This window comes from Peribacillus sp. NPDC096622 (genome assembly GCF_044762665.1).
Taxonomy (GTDB): Bacteria; Bacillota; Bacilli; order Bacillales; family DSM-1321; genus Peribacillus; species Peribacillus frigoritolerans_B.
Genome location: NZ_JBIWES010000002.1, coordinates 218,882 through 243,248 on the forward strand (window position 1 = coordinate 218,882; position 24,367 = coordinate 243,248).

Annotated in this window: 23 protein-coding genes; 19 read left to right on the top strand and 4 right to left on the bottom strand. The window is 41.5% G+C overall.

Annotation, left to right across the window (positions count from 1 at the left end; genetic code table 11):
- The first annotated feature begins 16 nt into the window (after nucleotides 1-16).
- The 4 genes from ACIQYG_RS04475 to spoIID all read left to right on the top strand — a co-directional run bounded on the left by ACIQYG_RS04475 (nucleotide 17) and on the right by spoIID (nucleotide 3,745).
- Nucleotides 17-259, top strand: a complete 243-nt coding sequence (locus ACIQYG_RS04475; RefSeq protein ID WP_034315776.1) for a DUF1146 family protein — start codon at nucleotides 17-19, stop codon at nucleotides 257-259.
- Between the two features lie 159 nt (nucleotides 260-418).
- Nucleotides 419-1,168 (top strand): YwmB family TATA-box binding protein, encoded by a 750-nt coding sequence (locus ACIQYG_RS04480; protein ID WP_402835741.1) that lies wholly within the window; start codon nucleotides 419-421, stop codon nucleotides 1,166-1,168.
- A 32-nt stretch (nucleotides 1,169-1,200) separates the two neighbouring features.
- On the top strand, nucleotides 1,201-2,505 hold the full coding sequence (gene murA / locus ACIQYG_RS04485) for a UDP-N-acetylglucosamine 1-carboxyvinyltransferase (protein ID WP_402835743.1): 1,305 nt from the start codon (nucleotides 1,201-1,203) through the stop codon (nucleotides 2,503-2,505).
- A 202-nt stretch (nucleotides 2,506-2,707) separates the two neighbouring features.
- Nucleotides 2,708-3,745 carry a stage II sporulation protein D gene (gene spoIID / locus ACIQYG_RS04490; protein ID WP_402835745.1) on the top strand — a complete coding sequence of 346 codons (1,038 nt, stop codon included), beginning with the start codon at nucleotides 2,708-2,710 and terminating at the stop codon, nucleotides 3,743-3,745.
- A 20-nt stretch (nucleotides 3,746-3,765) separates the two neighbouring features.
- Here spoIID and ACIQYG_RS04495 read toward each other — a convergent pair whose 3' ends face one another.
- Nucleotides 3,766-4,191, bottom strand: a complete 426-nt coding sequence (locus ACIQYG_RS04495; protein WP_402835747.1) for a VanZ family protein — start codon at nucleotides 4,189-4,191, stop codon at nucleotides 3,766-3,768.
- A gap of 152 nt (nucleotides 4,192-4,343) precedes the next feature.
- Here ACIQYG_RS04495 and spoIIQ point away from each other — a divergent pair, with 152 nt between their 5' ends.
- The 8 genes from spoIIQ (at nucleotide 4,344) to ACIQYG_RS04535 (ending at nucleotide 10,871) form a co-directional block, all read left to right on the top strand.
- Entirely contained in the window at nucleotides 4,344-5,291 is a 948-nt protein-coding gene (gene spoIIQ / locus ACIQYG_RS04500) for a stage II sporulation protein SpoIIQ (protein WP_402835749.1), read from the top strand.
- Between the two features lie 433 nt (nucleotides 5,292-5,724).
- A complete protein-coding gene (gene spoIIID, locus ACIQYG_RS04505; protein WP_034315767.1) occupies nucleotides 5,725-5,997 on the top strand; it encodes a sporulation transcriptional regulator SpoIIID in 273 nt (90 codons plus the stop codon).
- 307 nt (nucleotides 5,998-6,304) lie between these two features.
- Complete coding sequence (gene mreB / locus ACIQYG_RS04510; RefSeq protein ID WP_034315765.1) at nucleotides 6,305-7,306, top strand: rod shape-determining protein; 1,002 nt, start codon at nucleotides 6,305-6,307, stop codon at nucleotides 7,304-7,306.
- Between the two features lie 279 nt (nucleotides 7,307-7,585).
- On the top strand, nucleotides 7,586-8,425 hold the full coding sequence (locus ACIQYG_RS04515) for a flagellar hook-basal body protein (RefSeq protein ID WP_402835751.1): 840 nt from the start codon (nucleotides 7,586-7,588) through the stop codon (nucleotides 8,423-8,425).
- 48 nt (nucleotides 8,426-8,473) lie between these two features.
- Entirely contained in the window at nucleotides 8,474-9,316 is an 843-nt protein-coding gene (locus ACIQYG_RS04520; protein WP_402835753.1) for a flagellar hook-basal body protein, read from the top strand.
- A gap of 168 nt (nucleotides 9,317-9,484) precedes the next feature.
- Complete coding sequence (locus ACIQYG_RS04525) at nucleotides 9,485-9,739, top strand: DNA-directed RNA polymerase subunit beta (RefSeq protein ID WP_053087418.1); 255 nt, start codon at nucleotides 9,485-9,487, stop codon at nucleotides 9,737-9,739.
- Nucleotides 9,740-9,867: 128 nt separating this feature from the next.
- Nucleotides 9,868-10,296 carry a 3-hydroxyacyl-ACP dehydratase FabZ gene (gene fabZ / locus ACIQYG_RS04530; RefSeq protein ID WP_034315755.1) on the top strand — a complete coding sequence of 143 codons (429 nt, stop codon included), beginning with the start codon at nucleotides 9,868-9,870 and terminating at the stop codon, nucleotides 10,294-10,296.
- 275 nt (nucleotides 10,297-10,571) lie between these two features.
- Nucleotides 10,572-10,871: a hypothetical protein gene (locus ACIQYG_RS04535; protein WP_402835755.1), complete on the top strand. Its 300-nt coding sequence runs from the start codon at nucleotides 10,572-10,574 to the stop codon at nucleotides 10,869-10,871.
- Nucleotides 10,872-10,985: 114 nt separating this feature from the next.
- Here the strand turns inward: ACIQYG_RS04535 and ACIQYG_RS04540 are convergent, their stop codons facing one another.
- Entirely contained in the window at nucleotides 10,986-11,420 is a 435-nt protein-coding gene (locus ACIQYG_RS04540) for a YwpF family protein (protein WP_402835757.1), read from the bottom strand.
- Between the two features lie 359 nt (nucleotides 11,421-11,779).
- On the opposite strand from ACIQYG_RS04540, the gene ssb reads away from it, so the two are divergent.
- The 7 genes from ssb (at nucleotide 11,780) to ACIQYG_RS04575 (ending at nucleotide 22,170) form a co-directional block, all read left to right on the top strand.
- Nucleotides 11,780-12,142 carry a single-stranded DNA-binding protein gene (gene ssb, locus ACIQYG_RS04545; protein ID WP_402835759.1) on the top strand — a complete coding sequence of 121 codons (363 nt, stop codon included), beginning with the start codon at nucleotides 11,780-11,782 and terminating at the stop codon, nucleotides 12,140-12,142.
- Nucleotides 12,143-12,577: 435 nt separating this feature from the next.
- Nucleotides 12,578-13,582 carry an ABC transporter ATP-binding protein gene (locus tag ACIQYG_RS04550; protein WP_402835761.1) on the top strand — a complete coding sequence of 335 codons (1,005 nt, stop codon included), beginning with the start codon at nucleotides 12,578-12,580 and terminating at the stop codon, nucleotides 13,580-13,582.
- The gene (locus tag ACIQYG_RS04555) at nucleotides 13,563-14,531 is read left to right on the top strand and encodes an ABC transporter ATP-binding protein (protein WP_402835762.1); all 969 of its coding nucleotides are present in this window, start codon (nucleotides 13,563-13,565) and stop codon (nucleotides 14,529-14,531) included. Before ACIQYG_RS04550 ends, ACIQYG_RS04555 begins: the two co-directional genes overlap by 20 nt.
- Nucleotides 14,532-14,573: 42 nt before the next feature.
- Nucleotides 14,574-16,190 carry an ABC transporter substrate-binding protein gene (locus ACIQYG_RS04560; protein ID WP_402835764.1) on the top strand — a complete coding sequence of 539 codons (1,617 nt, stop codon included), beginning with the start codon at nucleotides 14,574-14,576 and terminating at the stop codon, nucleotides 16,188-16,190.
- Between the two features lie 115 nt (nucleotides 16,191-16,305).
- Nucleotides 16,306-17,310, top strand: a complete 1,005-nt coding sequence (locus tag ACIQYG_RS04565; protein WP_402835766.1) for an ABC transporter permease — start codon at nucleotides 16,306-16,308, stop codon at nucleotides 17,308-17,310.
- 12 nt (nucleotides 17,311-17,322) lie between these two features.
- The gene (locus ACIQYG_RS04570) at nucleotides 17,323-18,225 is read left to right on the top strand and encodes an ABC transporter permease (protein ID WP_402835768.1); all 903 of its coding nucleotides are present in this window, start codon (nucleotides 17,323-17,325) and stop codon (nucleotides 18,223-18,225) included.
- Between the two features lie 207 nt (nucleotides 18,226-18,432).
- On the top strand, nucleotides 18,433-22,170 hold the full coding sequence (locus ACIQYG_RS04575) for a S8 family serine peptidase (protein WP_402835770.1): 3,738 nt from the start codon (nucleotides 18,433-18,435) through the stop codon (nucleotides 22,168-22,170).
- A 441-nt stretch (nucleotides 22,171-22,611) separates the two neighbouring features.
- On the opposite strand, the gene ACIQYG_RS04580 is transcribed toward ACIQYG_RS04575, so the two are convergent.
- Both ACIQYG_RS04580 and ACIQYG_RS04585 read right to left on the bottom strand, forming a co-directional pair.
- Complete coding sequence (locus ACIQYG_RS04580) at nucleotides 22,612-22,863, bottom strand: hypothetical protein (RefSeq protein WP_402835772.1); 252 nt, start codon at nucleotides 22,861-22,863, stop codon at nucleotides 22,612-22,614.
- 147 nt (nucleotides 22,864-23,010) lie between these two features.
- The gene (locus tag ACIQYG_RS04585) at nucleotides 23,011-24,264 is read right to left on the bottom strand and encodes an aminotransferase-like domain-containing protein (RefSeq protein WP_402835774.1); all 1,254 of its coding nucleotides are present in this window, start codon (nucleotides 24,262-24,264) and stop codon (nucleotides 23,011-23,013) included.
- Nucleotides 24,265-24,367 lie beyond the last annotated feature (103 nt).

A 24,367-nucleotide genomic window follows, 5' to 3' on the forward strand; every position in this document is an offset into this window, starting at 1 on the left:
TTTAGGAGGTATGTACATGTTTTCAGCAATGGGACAGCAGGCTTTAACAGGAATAATTGCACACTTGTTTTTCATTGCAGTTACCTGGTGGGCTTTACAGGCATTACATTTTGATAAAATGTTAAGATCCAATTCGGTCATCAAGGCCAGGGTATTATATATTTTATTAACGGTTGCCATCGGTTCAGTTGTAAGTAATTTCTTCCTCGACTACCTGGGATTTGCAAACCAACTTCCGTATATGTTTAGTAATGACTGATAAGCTGTAAGACTTTTCTTATAGCAAAATATGATTCTACTCTTGTATTCGCTTTTGCTTCCTGCCAATTTAAGGGGGAAGGTGTCACCAATTGTCGGAAAACTCGAAGTATGATCTCTCTCCTTATGGAAAGAATGTGTAAAAGGGGAGGGATTTAACATGTATTTTTTAAATAAAAAAATGTTAACATACATAGTATTTCTCGGTTTGATGGTGATTTTAATTGGGAATAGTACGATTGTGGCAGAAAGTAAACCAGATATAGTTAAAATGGTGGGACTGTTACAAACAGATAAAAATTTAGACATAGAGGATTGGTCTGTACTCACTAGAGAAATAAATAAAGAGATTACAACTAAACAAGAGTTTGAAAGCGAAGTTACAGCTTTAAAACGAAAATACCCTCAATTTCAATGGCACCGGAAAGATGATGCTTCCGGCTGGAAGGCTGAGGCGTTAACTTACAATATCGATTCAGGTCTGACCGAGTCTATCAAAATAATGACAACGGAAGAGAAATTTGATAAAGTTACCTATGTTATTTACGAAGTGAAGGGGAAAAAGTGGAAGAAAGCCAATGAGGCATTTTTTACCGCTGCGTTCCAAAACAGGGTGAATGACCTATTTATAGGAACTCCTTCAATTTTTTCTTGTATTAAAGGGTCTATCAATGATAATATGAATTCGGTTTTAAACTCTAAAACTGAAGACCTGTTAGATATGTTCCAAGCAAGGGAAATTGAGAGTGTGCATGAAACAAACTTTACATCTATATCTGCACATTCAACATTGTTTAAACAACCTTTGACAAAAGAAAAATTAAATTTGCAGTTTGGGCTACGGACAGAAGGATTGGGTGACCGAACGAACTTTGTAGTTGGCACACCAATCATAACGTTTGAATATTAATATAGAGAAAATGGACGCGGAGGGGAATACTTTTGGAAAAAATCATCGTCCGCGGCGGAAAAAGGCTTAGCGGGACAGTTAAAGTAGAAGGTGCTAAAAACGCCGTTTTGCCAGTTATCGCTGCAACATTATTAGCAAGTGATGGGAAAAGTATCATTAAAGATGTTCCTACGCTCTCCGATGTATATACAATCAATGAAGTATTGCGCAACTTAAATGCAGATGTTGCCTTTCATGACAATCAAGTAACTGTAGATGCATCAAGAGAGTTATTAGAAGAAGCACCATTTGAATATGTACGTAAAATGAGAGCTTCCGTTTTAGTGATGGGCTCATTACTAGCAAGGAATGGCCGGGCCCGCGTTGCTCTTCCTGGTGGCTGTGCCATCGGATCACGTCCTATCGACCAGCATTTAAAGGGCTTTGAAGCGATGGGAGCAAAAGTGAAGGTCGGCAATGGTTTCATTGATGCCGAGGTAGAAGGCAGACTTAAGGGTGCAAGAGTGTATCTTGACTTCCCGAGTGTTGGTGCCACCGAAAACATCATGATGGCTGCTACACTTGCTGAAGGTATAACTATTCTTGAAAATGTGGCCAAAGAGCCTGAAATTGTAGATCTTGCGAATCTCCTTAATAAAATGGGTGCCAAAGTCAGAGGTGCCGGTACTGGTACGATGAGAATCGAAGGTGTCGATAAATTATATGGCACTGAACATACGATTATACCTGACCGTATCGAAGCTGGTACATTCATGACAGCGGCCGCTCTTACTGGCGGCAATGTTCTTGTTCAAGGAGCTGTACCTGAACACCTTACTTCCCTTATTGCTAAAATGGAGGAAATGGGCGTTAAAATTCTTGAAGAAGAAGATGGATTACGCGTTATCGGTCCAAAAACCTTGAAGGCCATTGACATCAAAACAATGCCGCATCCTGGTTTCCCGACTGATATGCAATCGCAAATGATGGCATTATTACTGCGTGCCGAAGGAACAAGTATGATTACGGAGACCGTTTTCGAAAACCGTTTTATGCATGTTGAAGAATTCCGTCGCATGAATGCCAATATTAAAATAGAAGGCCGTTCCGTTATCGTTAATGGACCAACTAACATTCAAGGTGCTGAAGTAGCTGCAACAGATTTACGTGCCGCGGCAGCGCTCATCCTGACTGGATTGGTTGCAGATGGCATTACACGTGTTACAGAATTGAAGCATCTTGACAGAGGATACGTGAATTTCCATGGTAAATTGGCATCTCTAGGTGCGGATGTGGAACGTATTAACGAAGATGTACCTGCTGCTGAAACAAAAAAAATTGCAGATTTAAACGCATAAGTAGCTTATAAAACCATTCACGTTCGAATCTCTGAACCGTGAATGGTTTTTTTTGTCTTGTTCCGGATTCATCGCCGACAGTTAAGTAGTTGTAGTTTTTCTATTCATAAAAGCTTGTCCTCCGACATACATTTGTTATGTAAAGATACCTGCTGGATACGATTATACAGCAGAGAAAACAAGTGTAGGGAGGCTCAGGAATTTGAAAGCAATCAAACCGATGATCGTACTATTCATTGCAGTAGCATTCGTAATTATCATGATTCCGGCAGTGCTTGTGCTTCCATTTTCAAATGATAAGACAAGTGGACAGTTGACCGAACAATTAGAAAAGAAAGGGAAGAACGAGGGTAAAGAGGTAGCTGCAAATGAAATGAGTTCCGTAGAAGTTGCCGTTTACCGCACATCTGCAAAAAAGATTGAAAAACTGCCGATTGAATCGTACTTGACTGGTGTGGTTGCAGCTGAAATGCCAGCAGATTTTGAAGAAGAAGCGCTGAAAGCACAAGCGTTGACGGCGAGAACCTATATTGTCAATCAGCTCATAAGCGAAAGTCGATTAGGCTTGCCGGATGGTGCCGATGTTAGCGATACGGTCATGCACCAAGTTTATAAGAATGATGATGAGCTGAAGAAACAGTGGGGCTCTGATTATAAATGGAAGATGCAAAAAATTGACAAGGCCATAAAAGAAACGGCAGGTCAAATTTTAACCTATGAAGGAAAACCGATTACTGCCACTTTTTTTTCGACCAGCAATGGCTATACGGAGAATTCCGAGGACTATTGGCAAGCTGAATTCCCCTATTTAAAAAGTGTATCCAGTCCATGGGATAAAGAAGAATCACCAAAGTTTTATAATAAAGTTGTAGTCGATACTGCAGATTTTGAAAAAAAATTGGGTGTAAGTCTTTCTTCGGGAACATCAATAGGGACTGTCATTGAAAGAACATCAGGTAATCGCGTAGGTGTAGTGGATATCGGAGGAAAGAAAATGACAGGAAAACAGATTCGTGAGAAACTCGGGCTGACATCATCCGATTTTGATTGGGAGCGTCAGGGCAACCAGATTGTCATCACGACAAAAGGATCTGGACACGGAGTTGGAATGAGCCAATACGGGGCTAATGGAATGGCCAGGGAAGGGAAAACCTATGAAGACATCGTGAAATATTATTATAAGGGCGTCAAAGTTCAGTCTTCAAGTAAGTGGCTGAATACGATGACGGCAAAGAAATGAGAGATGGGGATTCCCATCTCTCATTTCTTTTCATTTAATCTTTCTATAAAGGTCAAAAAGCCCCGTTCACGCTTGAAATAATGATATTGGACATGAAAATAAACTGCAGCTACTCCAATGATATCCTTAATGACATCTATTAAGCTAGAGGAGCGGTAAGGGACGAAAGATTGGTGGTATTCATCAATCACTCCGTAAAGGCAAGCTACTAGGGCTGCCAACAGGCTTAAACCAGGTTTCAGTTTTTGGTTTGCAGCAAGTGCCGAAACAAGTAATATATACAAAAGGGCAAATTCGACCAGATGAAGTGCCTCTTTGATAAATCGGTCAATTGAGGATGAGGGAAGATCTAGAATCATATCATCTGGGTTGCTCGACATTATCCAAATGGCAATCATATATAGAAAAGGCAATAACGTTAACACAAGTTTAAAAGCTTTTTTCATGATTTAAACATCCTTCAACAGTGAGATACCAAACATTTTACCATTCTACGAATAAAATCGGTTTCATTTCCACAAAATAAATCCAAAAAAAATTTTTCCTGAATGTATATAATTTTAACAAAATGTTCAGAATGATTGCTGAGGTGATTAATATGAGAGAGGAAGAAAAGAAACCAACTTCCACAATCCGACGTATACTAAAACAACGTTGGGCATTATCAGCAATCTATATCGCAAGTGCAGCCATAATCTTAGCCGCGGCCTTCTTATTACAAAATAGTTTTGATGATTCAGCTAAAGATGAGGAATCGGCTGAAACAGGAAAAAACTATGATCAGCCTTCTGTAGAGGTTAATAGCAATCTTGAGACAATCAAGATGCCTGTAGCCGATGCGGACAAATCGGTTATCAAGAAACAGTTTTATGATGTGAATGCGGATGAAAAGGCACAAGAAGAAGCATTGGTTTTCTACAACAATAGATATGAGCAAAACAAAGGTATAGACATTGCAATGGAAGATGGAAAGTCTTTCGATGTAAAAGCTTCCTTAAGTGGAAATGTAACGAAAGTTCAAGATGATGCGTTACTTGGAAATTTAGTTGAAGTCGAGCATGAAGATGGCGTTGTTACTCGTTATCAATCTGTTAAAGACATTAAGGTTGCAGTCGGTGACAAAGTGAAACAAGGACAAGCAATTGCTACAGCCGGAAAAAGCCAAATCAATGAAGAGGCTGGCGTACATGTCCACTTCGAAATCAGAAAAGATAACATTGCGTTAAACCCACTTGATTTTGTTGATAAACAAGCTTCTGCGATTCAATCTGCAACTGATGCCGAAGCTGATAAAGAAGAAACGCCTGCAGTGGAAGGATCAGAAGCTGACAAAGAAGAAACACCTGCAGTGGAAGGATCAGAAGCTGACAAAGAAACACCTGCAGTTGAAGAATCAGAAACTGGCACGGAAGAAACGCCTGCAGTTGACGAAACTGACGAGAGCACTGATTTAGAGAGTGGCACTGATGAGGAAGGCTCTGTCCCTGGTGAAGATACAACTGAAGAAAGCGATTCCTTAAAAGATTCGTTAAATCAATCTAATTAAGATTAAGATTTTTAATAAAATCAAAACAAAAACCTAGAGCGTTACGAATGACAACAACTGAAAATTTGGTAAAAAGAAGCCGTTCACTTTGAACGGCTTCTTTTTTCTTTCGAGGGAATATTGGCCAATATGCTGAAACCTTTGAATTTCCGACAAATTTCTCGGGAAATAATTTGCGCTCAATGAAAATAAACAGATGAAAATCAGAAATAAATCCAAACCTCCTGTCCCATTAGGCATATATTCTTAACCAAGCTAATAAGATGTTATAAACCATGCAAAGAGAGTGTTTGAGGTGAGGAATCGTTTATTACAAATTATCTAATAGGTGAATAATTCTATCTTTCATTGTTTATAGGGCAGCGGTATTCGATTCGAAAAATACGAATCTCATTTCACACTTCTCACATCCAATTTGGGGAGGTCGAGTGGTGTGCACGATTACATCAAAGAAAGAACTATCAAGATAGGAAAGTATATCGTGGAAACTAGAAAAACAGTTCGCGTCATTGCAAAAGAGTTCGGAGTCTCTAAAAGCACAGTGCATAAAGACTTAACTGAGAGGCTGCCAGAAATTAATCCTGATTTGGCTAACGAAGTGAAGGATATATTGGATTATCATAAATCCATTCGTCACCTTAGAGGTGGAGAAGCGACAAAATTAAAATACAAACGTTCTGAAAGAGAAGAAGAAATCGTTAAATGATACTTGAATCATTCCGGCAATTGGAAGTGAATCGGGCCATCGGGGAATGAATAAGGTGACGCGAAAGTGAGTGTCAGCTTTTTCTTAACCTTGATTGCGGTTCCATGCCGGGATTTTTTTATGGGAAAATACGGAAAGATAGTACATAAGGCATTGAAAATTTTTACATATTGGCAAAGAAGGAAAAAATAGTATATATTAGTGTTTATTTATAATTCATACTTACTTGTGTCAATGCAATATGGTAAAATAAACAATTAGGACAGAAGTAGGTTATATGTGAGGATATTCAAGGAGGATTTAAGAAATGTTTGCTAGAGATATTGGGATAGATCTTGGAACAGCCAATGTTCTTATACATGTCAAAGGTAAAGGAATTGTGTTAAATGAGCCTTCGGTAGTTGCGATTGATAAGAATACGAACCGTGTTCTTGCCGTTGGGGAAGAAGCTCGTAAAATGGTTGGCCGTACTCCAGGAAACATCATCGCGATCCGTCCTTTAAAAGACGGTGTCATTGCGGATTTTGATGTAACAGAATCGATGCTTAAGCATTTTATCAATACATTGAATGTGAAAGGCTTCCTTTCAAAGCCTAGAATTTTAATCTGCTGCCCGACCAACATAACAAGTGTCGAACAAAAGGCGATTAAAGAAGCTGCCGAAAAAAGCGGCGGGAAGAAAGTATACCTTGAAGAAGAACCGAAAGTGGCTGCAATCGGTGCCGGTATGGATATTTTTCAACCAAGCGGCAATATGGTCGTAGACATTGGCGGGGGTACAACGGATATTGCCGTTCTTTCAATGGGGGATATCGTTACATCTTCTTCCATTAAAATGGCCGGTGACAAATTCGATAATGAAATTTTAAATTATATCAAGCGGAAGTATAAGCTCCTGATTGGTGAACGTACAGCGGAAAACATTAAAATCCAGGTTGCAACCGTCTTCCCTGGATCCCGTAATGAAGTCATCGATATCCGCGGGCGTGATATGGTATCGGGATTGCCTAGAACCATTTCGGTCAATTCGGAAGAAATTGAGGAGGCTCTTCGCGAGCAAGTTTCGATCATTGTACAAGCTGCAAAAAGCGTACTTGAGCGGACGCCGCCAGAACTTTCTGCTGATATCATCGACCGCGGCGTCATTTTAACCGGCGGGGGAGCATTGCTTCACGGGATTGATTTACTTCTTGCCGAAGAACTTAAGGTCCCAGTACTCGTTGCCGAGCAGCCAATGGATTGTGTAGCAATCGGAACCGGTATCATGCTCGATAATATGGATAAATTGCCACGGCACAAATTCAACTAAAAAGCGGATGGAAATCCGCATCATAAGATAGGGGTCTAAGGTTCAGACAAACGTGAGGCATAGTGAAAGTGCGTGCAGTTCTAGTACTGATGAGCAATAGGCCCTCTTCTTTTAGTCCGAGAATTTAACACCATTCCTTTAAATCTGACCTAGCTTACGATCTAGAAAAATTCTTCTGCCTAATGCTTTTCCTTTTCCTTAAGATACTGATGTTCATGACCGATAAGATAGATATGGGAAATTGAACGGATTAGTTATGTAGATTGGGGAGTGAAGAAAATGTTAAGAGGTTTTTATACGGCTGCTTCCGGGATGCTTGCACAGCAAAGGCGCACGGAATTACTCACAAACAATATGTCCAATGCGAATACAACAGGGTATAAAGCGGATCAAATGAGTGTAAGGTCTTTTCCGGAAATGCTCATAAGCAGCATAGGTGGTAAAACGGTTCCCACCGAGAGCAAATTGAGCATGTCTAACATTTCCCAGGTTGGGGGGCTCAGTACGGGTGTTTACGTACAGGAGGCGAATCCTTTATTTAACCAGGGCACATTGGAAGAAACCCAGCTTAATACGGATATTTCCCTGGTTGATGAAAACCTTCCGATCAATGAGGAAACGGGTCGGCAAGGCTCGGTGTTTTTTACTGTCCAGGATGGTGATGGTGCTATCCGTTATACGCGTAACGGCAGTTTCACCTTGGATGGGAAAGGTTATCTGACTACGCCTTCCGGCCATTATGTATTGAACGAAATTAATGAAAAGATCCAGCTTAATAGCGATCGATTCACAGTAGCGGAAAACGGTGTTATTTTAGAAGGAAATGTTCAAATCGCACGTATGGGGATCAGTTATTCGGATGATCCGTCATTACAGCTCATGAAGGATGGCGAAGGCCTATATAAGGCTGTGGATGATGGGGATTTGCCTAGCGCATACGCGGCTGCAGATATCGGTTTTTCTACAAAGCAGGGCTTTCTTGAATCCTCCAATGTTGACCAATCGAGAACGATGACAGAAATGATGTCGGCATACCGTTCTTTTGAAGCGAGTCAGAAGGTGCTTCAAGCCTATGATAAAAGTTTGGATAAAGCAGTCAATGAAGTTGGCAGGCTTTAATTGAACGGTAGGTGAAATTCGGAAATTTGAACTGTAAGGGGAAAAAACATGAACCGGACGATGATGACGGCGACGAATACGCTGAACCAACTTCAAAGTAAAATCGATCAAATAAGTAATAATATCGCGAATGTGGACACGACAGCCTACAAAAAGACCCAAACGAGTTTCAATGACTTATTGACACAGAGTTTCAATAATCAACCGAGTGGGGCCAAGGAAAAAGGAAGGTTGACCGCACCGGGCATCCGGCAGGGAACAGGTGCTATGATAAGCCAATCTCAATTGGTGCTTTCACAGGGAGCCTTAAAGACGACGGACCGCAACCTTGATGCCGCATTCACCCAGGATGACCAATTCTTCACCGTGAGCGTTCAGGACGATAATGGGGTCAATACAAGGCTTACAAGGGATGGGGCCTTTTATTTATCTCCAAATGCTAACGACCAAATGGTGCTCGTTACCTCTGCTGGACATAAAGTACTTGATGAATATGGTGAACCAATCCTCATAGAGGGAAATATTAAAGACATTAAGATTTCCGAAAATGGCTTATTGATAGTGGATACGGAAGAATATGGGGTAAAGAGTTTTGGGCTCGGAATTGTCTCGGTAAAGAAACCGCAATTTATTGACCGGCTAGGCGGGAATTTACTTGGCCTCCCCAAAAACTTCAATGCCTTGGGTGTTACTGAAGACGATATCATGACTGCATTAACAGGGGATTCCCGCAATCAGGCAGCAGTCCGTCAAGGAACCCTGGAGGCCTCAAATGTCGATCTTTCCAAAGAAATGACGGATCTAATCAATGTTCAGCGATCTTACCAATTTCAATCCCGGGCGGTAACGATGGCTGATCAAATGAGCGGATTAGTCAATGGAATCCGTTAAGTAATCTGGTAAATAAAATGTCTCCCTGCGGAATTAGAGCAAATCGGTTATAATGAATTCATAACAAGATAAATCATTCGTGCCGATCATTTTGCATAGCTGCTGAATTTCTGGCGTATCGGGGAAATCAGTCGGCGAGTTTTCTTAAAAGGAGCTTTCACATTCTATATGGAACAAAATCGTGTAATGAGACAACAAATTGAAGAAGAGATAAAGGAAGTTGAGGCGAAACCGAATCGTAGAATCAAGGTCCGTCTTTTGCCAATTTGGCTTCGTTTACTCATTGTTATCGGATTGATTTTCATTGCTGTATTATCCGGGGCACTATTAGGATATAGTGTGATTGGCGGAGGACATGCAATGGATGTTTTCCAAAAATCCACATGGACCCATATTTTTGATATAGTGAACAAGGGCGCGTAGTTCCATGTTTTTTTGAAGTAGTTGCTGTCGTTAACGGATTTATATTTCATGGCAACTACGCCTCTGTCTAGATGACAGGGGCGAGTTTACGTTATGTTTGAAATATTTAAGTCATAGGAGGAACAAGTATGCTTGATATCACACAAATAAAGGAAATTATTCCGCATCGTTACCCATTCTTATTAGTCGACCGGATCATTGAAATTGATGAAGGGAAAAGAGCGGTTGGATTGAAGAATGTCTCGGCAAATGAAGAATTCTTTAATGGTCATTTCCCCGATTATCCAGTTATGCCTGGAGTTTTAATTGTAGAGGCCTTAGCGCAAGTTGGAGCTGTAGCCGTTTTGAAGCAAGAAGAATATAAAGGCCGTCTTGCATTTTTTGCTGGGATTGATAATTGCCGCTTTAAAAAGCAAGTTAAACCAGGTGATCAGCTGCGTCTGGAAGTGGAAATAGTGCGTATGAGAGGGTCAATGGGTAAAGGGAAAGCAGTGGCAACGGTTGATGGGGAAACAGCATGTGAAGCCGATATCATGTTTGCTTTTGGTGACAAGTAAGAAATTCATTCATTTTCCGTGAAAATAAAATGGGATATTTAACATATATCCAAAAGTGGTTTAAGGATCGTAAAAAAAGCATGCATTGCTTTTTTAAGCAAGAGTGGTTTTTAGATCCTATTCTCCCTTTGAATGCCGGACATTTATATGTCCGGCATTTTTTAATGTTTAATTCCAATTAGCAGATTTTCTTTTTAAATTTAAAATAGGACGCAAGTTATTTTCACATTCGGGCAAAATACCTAATGATAAAGAAAGAAGGGAGGTTGCCAAAAATGATGAAGAAAATTTTTGCACTACTTGGGGGATCTTTATTATCTATTATGTTCCTTGCTGGATGTGGAACGGATAATGATGACAACAACAATCCCGCACCAGAAGAAGATAACAACATCATAGAAGATGATAACAATGGTGTGAACGATAACAACGGTACAGATGATAACAATGGAACGGATGATAACGGCATGAACGGTAATGATGATGGATTGCTTGAAAACGACGATAATAACGTCGATAATGATGCCGATGACTTGATTGAAGACCCTGATAAAAATGACGACAACAATAAGTAATTAGCACAGAATGAGAAAGACTGGCTTAGGCAAAAGAGGACTAATATCCTTATCCGTCTATGCCAGTCTTTTTTATGTGCATTCGATTAGGGGATGGGAATTAAGGGAAGGTTTTTATTTATTAGTTGCTAATTTAGGCTTTGAGCGGATTTTTTGCTTGAACTCTTTTATAAGTTCATCGCCGACGAGACCTTTTTGGACCAAATCTTCAAGAAGGAGTTCTGCATACTTGCTCCGTGTTTTTTGGATGTGACCAACGAATAAAAGGCTATAATGATTGCCCACTTTTCTTATTGTACGTAAAACAGTTTGAAACAAAGCCGGTTCATTGTCCTTTTTGGTAATGACTGCCTGGATATACACCTCTCCGTCTATATCGGGAAGTGAGGGTTCAAGCTCTTTGAAATGATTTTCTTCTACAAAAGCTTCCAGTAACCATGATCTAGCATCGTTTTCTTTATTTATAATCAATCCATCTGTTAATGCAATATCAATCAAGTTTAAATTTTCAGTAACAATTTGCAACGAGATCAATTTAAATGATTTCATCTAATTCCTCCGTTTCTTGCAAGAAAGAGCGGTGATTACCTCTCTTAAACATAATTTTGAAAGGGTACATATCGATTAATCCTTTTAAAGGTAATTATATCATACTAAAAAAAAGTCCCTTAATGAAATGAAAACCCAACATTTGTCTAAATTATGAAGGATAGAATAAAAATTTGCAAAATATTTAATTTTGTTAACTATTCGTTTTTCACCTGATTTTAATCACTAAAAAATGTTTTTGCACCAATCCAAACGGCTTTTTATGAAGAAAAATGGTGTAATAAGAACATTTCCTCCATTTTTTAATCGATGGAAGAAAGAGTATGATTAAAGCATATTAAAGAGGAAGGAGTGAAAAAATGATTAACCAAGTTACCCTCGTCGGCAGGCTTACGAAGGATCCAGAATTAAGATACACACCCGATGGCAAGGCTGTTTCTAATATCACGTTGGCAGTCAATCGGAACTTCCGTAATACTGTCGGTAACTATGAGGCAGACTTTGTACAGTGTATCATATGGAAAAAGTCGGCTGAAAATACTGCTCAATATTGTAAAAAAGGTGCCATAATCGGCATAACTGGCAGAATACAAACAAGGAGATACGAAAATCAGGAGGCTAAATATGTATATGTAACTGAAGTGGTCGCCGAGAGGGTTCAATTCATCGGATCTAAACAAAATGATGTTAAGCCCAAGGATTTTGAACATATTGGTTTATAGTGTTACTCTAGCTTGCTTTAAGAAAGAATTGTTTTTAAGAAAATGTAAGATCTCAATTCGAAACACAAAAAAAGTATTTATATGACCATAATGAATAACCAATGCATAGAATTTCAGAAATTTTTAGTGAAACTTGGCAGTAGTATATAGAATTATTTTTCAGCCATTCATTCCCCAAAGCTAATATAGCTTTTTCTCCGCTTGAAACCCCGATTTACCCTCAAAAAAATCGAGTTATTTGATTTCCCCCTTGTAATGACTGCAAACAGATAAGCAGTCTTTTTTTTGTGCCAAAATGTGTGTAAATAGGGAAAAATAAAAAATAATTCTGTTAAATTAGAATTTTTAGAAAATATATTGTAATATTTTAATTTTGATGCAATAATAAACCCAATAATATAATTGGAAAAAAAGTTATATATAGGAAGTGATTTGATGGACGAACCAATTATTAAGGTTAATGGGCTTCGAACCAGTTTTCGTACGGACGATGGGGTGATCCCTGTCGTGAATTCAATCGATTTTCATGTCAATCCTGGTGAGGTTTTAGGGATTGTAGGAGAATCGGGATGCGGAAAAAGCGTAACTTCTCTGTCCATCATGGGTCTGGTTTCTTCACCGGCTGGTAAGGTGGAGGGGGAAATCCTTTTTAAAGGAGAAAACATCGCAAATGCCTCTGAAGCGAAAATGAGAAAAATTCGCGGGAACGATATAGCGATGATATTCCAGGAACCGATGACAAGCTTGAATCCCGTGTTCACTATTGGCGAGCAGTTGGTCGAGACGCTTCGGATACATAAAAAATGGAATAAAAAGCAGGCACGAAATAGAGCGGTGGAAATGTTGAAGCTGGTTGGGCTTGGCCGTGCCGAGGAATTGCTCAAAGAGTATCCGCATCAGCTTTCTGGCGGAATGAGGCAAAGGGTCATGATAGCAATGGCCATGATTTGCGAGCCGAAACTCCTTATAGCCGATGAACCGACAACGGCTTTGGATGTGACGATCCAGGCACAAATCCTGGAGTTAATGAAGAATTTAAATAAAGAAACAGACACGGCAATCATGATGATTACCCATGATCTGGGGGTAGTGGCCCAAATGTGTGAACGTGTCATTGTCATGTATGCCGGAAAGGTGATAGAGGAAGGAAATGTGCAAACGATTTTCCAAAACCCTAAGCATCCTTATACGGTCGGTTTACTTCAGTCGATTCCCGATATGCGAATAAAGAAAGAGCGCCTCTACTCGATACCGGGCAATGTGCCAAAACCTGGGACAAGCAACCTCGGGTGCCAGTTTGCTCCCCGGTGCTCCCATGCGATGGAGCAATGTATAAATGAGACCCCGTCTCTATTGGAATTCAATGAGGGTCAGCATGTTCGCTGCTGGCTGTATGAAGATGGGAAAGGAGCTGCCTTGCATGAATCAAACATTGGTTAAGGTAGAAAACCTAAAGAAGCATTTTCCGATTAAAGGAGGGGTTCTAGGAAAGACCATTGGAGAGGTCAAGGCAGTTGATGGTTTGTCTTTTTCCATTTATAAAGGGGAAACCTTGGGGCTTGTTGGTGAAAGCGGTTGCGGAAAGTCTACGACGGGAAGATTATTGCTTCGATTGCTTGAGCCGAGCGAGGGCAATGTTTATTTCGAAGGAAAGGACCTGACAGCTTTATCTTCAAGTGAAATGAGAAAGATGCGCCGTGAAATGCAGATGGTCTTCCAGGACCCATTCGCTTCCCTCAATCCCAGGCATACTATTGAAAAAATATTGGAAGAACCGCTCATCGTTCACGGGGTTAAAGATAAAAAGGCGCGAAAGGCCCGTGTACAGGAACTTCTTAAGGTTGTTGGCTTAAGCAGTTACCATGCTAAAAGGTATCCGCATCAATTCAGTGGGGGCCAGCGGCAGCGTATTGGCATTGCGAGGGCACTTGCAGTCAACCCTAAACTGATCATTGCCGATGAGCCGGTATCTGCACTGGATGTCTCGATTCAGGCACAGGTCTTGAATCTGTTGCAGGATTTGCAGGAAGATTTTGATTTGACCTACTTGTTCATTGCTCATGATCTTGGGGTGGTAAGGCATATCTCCGACCGTGTCGGTGTCATGTATCTTGGACATATAGTTGAATTGACGGAAAGTGAAGGACTTTATGAAAATCCGCTTCACCCATATACGCAGGCTTTATTATCAGCCGTGCCCATCCCTGATGTGGAATATAAGGGGGATAGGGTAATCCTGCAGGGGGATGTTCCAAGCCCATCAAACCCGCCCAGTGGCTGTCCATTCCATACGAGGTGTCCGAAGGCGATGGCAGAATGCAATACGGAAAAACCAATCCTGAGTGAACATAAACCTGGTCACTACGTTGCTTGTCATTTATACAATTGACACGACGTATACATAAATTCGCAAATAATAAGGGGGAAGAATATGAAGAAGACATTGGCATTATTGCTGACTGGTATCCTGGCTCTTTCGCTAGCGCTTGCGGGATGCTCCTCGTCCACATCAAAAGAGAAAGAAGATGGTAAAGGGGGATCGAGTGAAGCGAAGGGCGGCGTATTGATATACGGTAAAGGCGGAGACGCTGTCGGTCTTGACCCAGCTATCGTGACCGATGGGGAATCATTCATCGTCACACAGCAGATTTTTGAAACGCTTGTGAAATATGGGGAAGATGATACGGAAATCAAACCGGGTCTTGCAGAGTCATGGGAAGTGTCCGATGACGCAAAAACATATACATTCAAATTGAAAACCGGAATCAAGTTCCATGATGGTACGGATTTCAATGCAGATGCGGTAGTAAAAAACTTTCAACGTTGGGCACAAAGTAAGGATGAAGGTAAATTTGCGTACTATGCCTCCATGTTCGGAGGATTTGAAGGTGATGAAAGTCATGTTATCAAAGAAGTAAAAGCGGTTGATGCCAGCACGGTGGAATTCACTTTGAACCGTCCGCAGGCGCCGTTCCTGAAAAACCTTGCCATGCCTACATTTGCAATAGCCAGTCCTGATGGAATTGAAAAAGAGGGTGACGACTTCACTAAAAATCCATCTGGTACAGGTCCTTTCAAATTCAAATCATGGAAACCTGGCGATACGATTGAAGTGGTGAAAAACGATGACTATTGGCAAGATGGACTGCCGAAACTTGATGGAATCACGTTTAAGGTCATTAAAGATAACTCTGCGCGTCTAAATGCTGCAATCAAGGGGGAAATCGACCTGATGGACGGGTTGAACCCAAGTGATATCAGTAAGGTTACAGGAGATGAAAAACTGCAAATATTCGAACGTGCATCCATGAACGTCGGGTACTTTGCTTTCAATGTTGAGAAAGCTCCATTCGACAAGAAAGAAGTGCGTCAAGCCATCTCGCATTTGATCAACAAAAAGGAAATCATTGATAATTTTTATGAAGGCACGGCAGAGCCTGCCAAGAATCCTATGCCTCCATCCGTTTCTGGCTACAATGACAAAGTCGAAGACTATGATTATGATGTAGAAAAAGCGAAAGAATTGCTGAAAAAAGCTGGACTTGAAGACGGATTTAAAATGGATCTATGGGCAATGCCGGTACCGCGCCCATATATGCCGGATGGTCAGAAAGTGGCTGAAGCCATTCAAGCAAGCCTAAAACAAGTCGGCATCGAAGCGAATATCGTTTCGTACGAATGGGCTGCATATTTAGAAAAATTGCAGGCTGGTGAAGCCCAATCCTTCATGATGGGTTGGACAGGCGATAATGGAGATGCGGATAACTTCCTTTATACATTATTGGATAAAGATAATATCGGCTCCAACAACTATGCCCGTTACGCAAACGATGAAGTCCATAAACTGCTGATCGAAGCCCAGTCCACGGCAGATGAAGCCAAGCGTAATGAGTTGTATGGAAAAGCCCAGGAAATCATCCATGATGAAGCTCCATGGGTTCCGCTTGTACACTCTTTACCGCAGTTAGCCGGATCTAAGACGGTCAAAGGGTTTGTTCCACATCCAACTGGTTCACAATCCCTTGTTAATGTATCACTAGAAAATTAACCGTACGAACCGGGTAGTATGGAGTCTTGCATGCTTCCCGGTTTTGTTATGGAATGCATTTCAAAATGATCGAGGGCGCTTCGAAGGACCCTTATTTAAAAGGCGGGTGATTGTTTTGTTTTCCTATACCGTACGACGTTTAGGATCTCTCATTCCGGTGTTACTCGGAATGGCGTTTATTGTATTCATGATGATTCGGGCGATTCCTGGAAATCCAGCACAGGTGATTTTAGGGCAGCAAGCAACGGAAGAGGCAGTCGCTGCAATGACAAAGGAACTTGGCCTGGATAAACCTTGGTTCATTCAATTTTGGGATTACTTATCGGGCCTGTTAAAGGGGGACCTTGGTGTTTCGTTAAAAACGAATAGTCCGGTTTCTGAAGAAATTGGGCCATACTTAATGGCCACGATAGAACTGGCCTTGATTGCGATGATCATCGCCGTGGTCATAGGTGTGAATGCAGGGATAATATCAGCTTGGTTTCAAAACTCATGGTTTGATTATGTCGCCATGGTGGTTGCGTTGATTGGTTTGTCCATGCCTATTTTCTGGCTGGGATTAATGGAGCAATACATCATTTCAATTCAATGGGATTTACTTCCAACGACAGGGCGGGACAATATCAGGGATCCCGTTGAGGCCATAACCGGCCTGTATTTGATAGATACACTCATTGCTGGCAGGGTTGATCAGTTTTTCGAGGTGATCAAACATCTCATTTTGCCGGGGATGGCGCTTGCTACCATTCCGATGGCGATTATTGCAAGGATGACACGTTCATCCATGCTGGAAGTTATGAGATCTGATTTCATTCGTACGGCCCGTGCTAAAGGAATGAAAATGTTTTGGGTTGTTTACAAGCATTCATTTAAGAATGCGTTGATTCCAGTGGTGACGGTTATCGGTCTTCAGACAGGATTACTTTTAGGCGGCGCCATATTGACGGAAAACATTTTCGGATGGCCAGGTATCGGTACATATATTTATGATGCAATCCTATCTCGGGATTATCCGGTGATACAGTCCGGAATTCTCGTCATCGCCTTTTTGTTTGTCATGATCAATCTAGTTGTGGACTTGTTGTACGCAGCGATCGATCCTAGGATTAAGTATAAATAGGGAGGGAAACTCATGCCTGAAATAGCAACGAATACTTCGCCAATCCTTCCTCCAAAAGAGGCAGAGGAAAAAGTCATCTCTCCCTGGAAGGAAGGCTGGAAAAGCTTTAGGAAAAACAAGGTGGCCATTGTGGGTCTGGGGATTGTTTCATTTTTCATCTTAATCGCCATCTTCGCGCCCGTTATAGCACCTTATTCATTTGAGGGGCAAAAGCTAAGTGATAAACACTTGGCCCCGTCTGCGGAGCATTGGTTCGGAACGGATGAATTTGGCCGGGATATTTTGAGCAGGGTCATTTATGGTTCGCGCATTTCAATAGGGGTCGGCTTCTTATCTGTTGCCGGATCTGTCGTTGTTGGGTCTTTTTTGGGGATCATTGCCGGTTATTATGGCAGGTGGATAGATACGATCATATCGAGGATCTTTGATATTATTCTGGCCTTTCCAAGTATCTTGCTTGCCATTGCTGTCGTTGCCGTTTTGGGGCCCTCCCTTCGCAACGCACTTATTGCCATAGCCATCGTCAATGTCCCGATATTCGGCCGGCTTTTACGTTCACGGGTCTTAACGGTGAAAGAAGAGGAATATGTAACGGCTGCAAAGGCAATTGGAATGGGGGATGGCCGCATTCTCCTTCACCACGTCCTTCCGAATAGCCTTGCACCGATTATCGTTCAAGGTACCTTGGCGATTGCAACTGCCATCATTGAGTGTGCAGCACTCGGCTTTCTCGGTCTCGGTGCACAGCCGCCAGCACCAGAGTGGGGAAAAATGCTCGCCGATTCCAGGGCGTTCATCATTCAAGCCCCCTGGACGGTTCTCTTCCCTGGGCTTGCGATCATGCTTACCGTACTTGGCTTTAACCTAATGGGGGATGGGCTGCGCGATGCCTTGGATCCTAGAATGAAAAACTAGAAGTAAAGGGGTGATGTTAATTTAACATCACCATCTTTTTGTCGTTTAGCTTGTAAATCTATTAAAATATGAAAAATAATAAAAAAATACTAGTTCCAAATAGGAAAATAGTGACTATTACCTCTTAAAATCACCCCAAAAGTTGTGATACTTTTATACTCAGTAAGAATATTCCAAAAATTGCTTATTTTCGAGGAGGAAAGTTCATTGATTAAACGTAGCTTGTCCATTCTAGCAATCTTTCTATTAGTATTTACTGCAAGCGTTTCCGCAGCCAAGCTCCCAGATCCCCCGACTGGCTCGGGCGGTGCAGGTAAGAAGAATCAGGAAAGTATTGTAAAGCTGAAGAAAAATGACTTGGGGAAGAAATACAAAAGCAATGAGAAGGTCAGGGTCATCGTAGAGATGAAGGAAGCCCCGGCAATTGAAACGGCTTCGAAAGAAGGGAAACTTTTTAAACAGTTATCAAAAAATAAGAAACAACAATTAAAGTCCGAAAAGCTAGCTACTCAGAAGAAATTGAAAAAAAAGGTGAAAGAGAAAAAAATAGCTTTCAAGGAACTTGAAAGTTTTACGACAGTCGTCAATGGATTCAGCGGTGAACTTCAGTATGGTGAAATCAAAAAGGTGGAAGCCATGCCTGAAGTTGCTGAAGTACATATAGCGAATGAATATGAACGTCCTGCAGAAAAACCCGAGATGTTATATAGCAAAGAACTTGTCCAAGCCCAGGAAGCATGGCGGGAATATGGATATAAAGGGGAAGGGATGGTCGTCGGGATTATTGATACTGGAATCGACCCATCTCACCGTGATATGGTCCTTAGCGACGAGAATCAGGCCGAACTGACTGAAAGTGAAATTAGCGGGATGAAGGAATCTAGCCATCTGTTAGGCAATTATTATACGGCGAAGGTTCCTTATGGATACAATTACATGGATGAAAATGAAGAAATCCTTGACCTTGGTGAAGCGGCTTCCATGCATGGAATGCATGTAGCAGGCACCGCTGGAGCCAATGGAGATGAAGAGAATGGCGGCATTAAAGGGGTTGCTCCTGAAGCCCAGCTTCTTGCCCTAAAGGTCTTCGGGAATGATCCCGACATGCAGACAACATGGGGTGATATATATATTAAGGCGATTGACGATGCCATCATTCTTGGGGCCGATGTACTGAATATGAGTCTTGGCTCCACTGCAGGCTTTGTATCGGCAGAAGATCCGGAGCAGCAGGCGGTATCCAGAGCTGTTGATAATGGGATCCTCATGTCGATTTCAGCAGGAAACTCGGCACACTTTGGAAATGGATTTGCAAACCCATCAGCCTCGAACCCGGATATTGGCGTTTCAGGTTCACCTGGACTTGCTTACGATTCTGTACAAGTGGCATCGGTGGAGAATAACTATATGGATTTGGATGCAGCGACTTATGAAATAAACGGTCAAGCAGGAAAAGCCCCGTTCATGTCGGCTTCAAGCGTACATCCCAATGCTTTGAAGGATAAAACACATGACTTGGTTGCTGCCGGTCTTGGGACGCCAGAGGAGCTTTCCAAAGTGGATGTTAAAGGCAAGTTCGCCCTCATCGAGCGCGGCACGCTTTCTTTTATAGAAAAGGCGCAAAATGCCCAGGCAGCAGGAGCGACAGGTGTCATTATTTACAATAATGCTGACGGATATATTTCCATGGCTACAGATCCAAGCATCACCATTCCTCAGCTGTTCATGTTGAAATCGGATGGTTCAAAGCTGAAAGCGGCCTTAACAGATGGCGAAAAGGTTATGATTACCTTTAATGGCGATAAAACAAAAGCTGTAAATCCGGAAGCAGGGAAAATGAGCTCATTCAGTTCATGGGGAGTGGCACCGAACTTGGATTTCAAACCAGAAATCACCGCTCCGGGCGGACAAATTTATTCGACGCTGAACAACGATGAATATGGAATGATGAGCGGTACTTCTATGGCGGCACCACATGTTTCCGGCGGCTCGGCACTTGTTCTTGAAAGAGTGGATAAAGATTTTAAATTAGAAGGATCAGCCCGGGCTAAATTAGCCAAGAACCTGATGATGAATACTTCAAAACCATTAACGGATCAGGGTGTCGTCAATAAGGCCCTTGACTGGGAAAACCCATACTCGCCTCGCAGGCAGGGAGCCGGGGTCATGCAGCTGCAATCCGCATTGTCCACACCTGCAGTCGTGACCGAGGCATTCACGAAAGAAGCGAAGGTTGCCATGAAGGAGATCGGCAATAAGTTCGCCTTTACTTTAAAGGTTGAAAACTTCAGCAATAAAGCAGTCAAGTATGATGTAAAAGGAAATATCCAAACAGACTATTCAATCCAGGGACAACTGGGCTATTCCGCTAACGAGCTGGAAGCACAGGAAATTAAGAACGCTTCGATTAAAATCAATAATAAAAATACAAATAAGATTACCGTTCCTGCAAAAAAATCGGTTACATTCGAAGTGAAAGTGGACATATCCGATGCAAAGGTACTTGGCGATGACCTACAGACTCTTGTAGACATTGACAAGGTTTTTCCAAATGGCTATTTTGTTGAAGGGTTCATTTCATTGACGGATCCAGCCGATACGAATCCGGAACTGAATGTACCGTATGTAGGATTTAAAGGGGAGTGGGACAAAGCACCGATCCTGGATGGCACTAAATATGACAAAGAGTCTTTCTATGGCATGGCAGGAGGAGTATCGACAGCAGGTGAAGATTTCACTTATCTTGGCTATGACCCTGCGGGGAAAACATTCAATGGCAAAAATATTGCGATTTCTCCAAATGGTGATGGTGCACAGGATGATTTCGTGCCTGTCCTATCATTCTTAAGGAATGCGAAAAAGGTAGAATACAATATATTAAATGGTGAAAACAAAACAGTCCGGAAACTTCGCATAGAGAATAATGTACGCAAGGACTATTATGATGGCGGACTAGGGACAGCATACACCTTGGATCCGGCCCGTAAATGGGATGGTAAAATCAATAATGCACTCGGTAAGGATGGGGTCTATTATTTTGAAATCAAAGCGATGATAGATTACGAGGGTGCAAAATGGCAGACGGTTAAAATGCCTATCAAAATCGATACGGTAAAGCCGACAGTCAAGATTTCGAAAAAAGGCAATGTATTGACCATTCAAGGTAAGGATAATTTGAATGGTTCAGGGCTTGCTTATTACGATGTACAAGTCGATGGAGCATCCATCATGGAAGAGCCGCTCCCGGCGAATGCTAAACAATTCACCCTACCTGATGTAAAAGGGGAAAAGGTTCAGGTTGTGGCTATCGACTATGCAGGTAATGAAAAAACGGCTGAAACCGAATTAGCCAGTGATTCGGCTCCAATCGATAATCATGCACCAGCTGTAAAGATCAAGAGTCCTGAAGCCTTAAGCGTGAACAATAAAAATAAAATCAAAATAACAGGAGAAATTGAAGAAGCGTCGGAAATAAAGGAATTTAAAATCGACAATAAAACGGTACCTGCAACGTATAACAAAACGAATAATAAATATGAATTCTCATATGAGAAAAAATTCGATGATGGTGTCCAAAGCTTCACGGTTAAAGCGACTGATAAATGGGATAACACGGTTTCCTTTAAACGGACGATTATGGTCGATGCAACAAAGCCAGGTTTAAAAGTTAAAGGCGTACCGGAAACTGTGAGGTTCAAAGGCAAGAATCCAAAAGTGGACGTGACGGTAGAGGATAATTTCGATGAAATCCGCCTTTACCTGAACGGAAGTGAAATATTCTATCATGAATTCAAGGAACCATACAAAATGCGTTCCTATAAGAAAAAGATAGATGATTTGGAACTGCCGCTTAAAACAGGCAACAACAAGATTGAATTTAAGGTGACCGATCTTGCAGGAAATGAATCGAAGAAATCCTTTAACATCAATAAAGCAAAAAAATAACGAAAGGCAGCCCTCTTATCCAAGGGGGCTGCAGTCTTTTTCTTTGATGTTTTCACCGTGCTAATATGGAAATCTATTAGTGAGGAAGTATTTTCATTATCCGGCAGGTATATGGGGCGGGATAAAAGAATTAGGTATAAAGAACCTAATAAAAGGAGGGTATCTATGAATTATAAGAAGAAATCCAGCAATAAAGTAAGTAGTCTTTGAATTACAGTGAAATTCGAAAGGAGAGGAAGCGAAAGGTCATTTCTTACGAAACCGAGTTTCTTTGATGCACTTCAGCACGTCCATTCTCCCTTTGAAAAGGATCCCCGCTCAGATTCACCCTATCAGGATTTTCCTCTATGTCAGGAGGTAACCCTTTCTTTTTTTGAAAGAGGTGCTAAAACATCTATCAATTATGACCCCCACCAAGAAAAAATCATCATTGAGGAAAGTTCAGGGACATATCAGCCGAATAAGGGGGAGGCGCTTACTGCAATCCTCGAACATATCATGATCAATCATGGCCATCACCATTCTTTTTTCATCATCAAGCAAAAAGAGCGGAATGTAAAAATGAAAGCTGCTAATCCGTGATATGGATGGAGCTGCCAAGGCAGCTCCATTGATGTTTCGCCATGAGTGTTTCCTATCCTTCAGGATTTCAAACCAACCGCCGAATGATCTTTGAAAGGGATTGGATGGCATAAGCTAATTGTTCCTCCGAGGCGTATGAATATGAAAGCCGTAAATGTGTTTGGTTATTTGGTTCGTATATGTATCCCGGATTAAGAAGTATGTTTTCCTTTATCGCTTGCTTGAAAAGGTTTGGATTCACGATGGATTTACATAATTTTAACCATATATAAAATCCACCTTGAGGTATTTGCCATTCAGCCAGTCCCTTAAAATATTGATGAGAAGAGTTATTGTAAAGTGCCTGCGTTCTATCAACCTATGCCTTAGCCACTCTAAATGCTTTGAATATTGACCATTTGCTAACCATTCAGCCACAAGGTGCTGGGAAAGTGCACTGGAACCGTAATCCATTTGCATTTTAATGTCCGCTAAACGTTCAATCACAGTTATTGGGCCAGCAATCCATCCGATACGCAATCCTGGGCTTAATGTTTTGGACATGCTGCCAATGTGCAATACAAGGCCATCTGCATCAAGGGATTTTAATGGCGGCGGTGGTTCCTTATCAAACCACAAATCACTATATACGTCATCTTCAATAATCGGGATCTGTTCTTTTTTGCATAGTGATAGGAGGTTAAGTCTTTCTTCTTTTGACCATGTAGTATTCGTTGGATTGTTAAACGTTGGGACAGTATAAAACAGTGACGCTTTTTTCCTTCCATTGATGCGCTTTATTTGTGTCGGGATACTTTCACGATCTTGTATTGATAAACCTACTAAGTGCATGCCCGCAGATTGAAAAGGGTGGACGGAATTTAAATAGGAAGGGGATTCATGTAAAATCATCGATCCCTTTTGAAGTAAACCAACTGAAATCAACTGGAGTGCCTGAAGCCCGCCAGAAACGATCATGAGGGAGCTGGGGCTTGCGTTGATCCCTTTTGTTTCTAAATAAACACTTATACATTGGCGAAGTCTCTTATCACCCTTGGGTTCGGAATAACCTAATGAGTGCGCATCAAAAGAAGTGGATCGCAACGTCTTTTCGATTTGTTTTGTAGGCAATAGAGCTGGAGATAGTTCGCCAGTGCCTAATCTGATGATGGCAGTGTCCGTTTCATGCTGATTGATGTCCTGAATCGTTTTTAAATTAGGTTCATGAAGGCCATTTCGAACATAGCTTTTCCAGTCAGGCTGTTTGCTGGAGACGAGCACATTCCATGTATTGTTTGAAACGAATGTGCCGGACCCAACCTTGGTTTCCAATAATCCGTCAGCAATCAACTCATCTATGGCTATGATGATGGTACTTCGGTTTACGCCAAATGAGTCGGCCAATGAGCGTTGTGATGGAAGCTTAGTACCAACTGGCCATTCCCCCCGTGTAATTTGTTGTTTGATCCAATCTACTATTTGTTGGTGAAGTGATTGGCCGGAAGACCGGTTTGGTCTCCATTCGATAAACATACGCAAACCATTCCTTTCATGTTCTATTTTCATTATAAGTTGGTTGGTTTGAAGGCCAACCAATTGGATGGTCAATTCCTTTGTTTTATTCATTATACTGAAT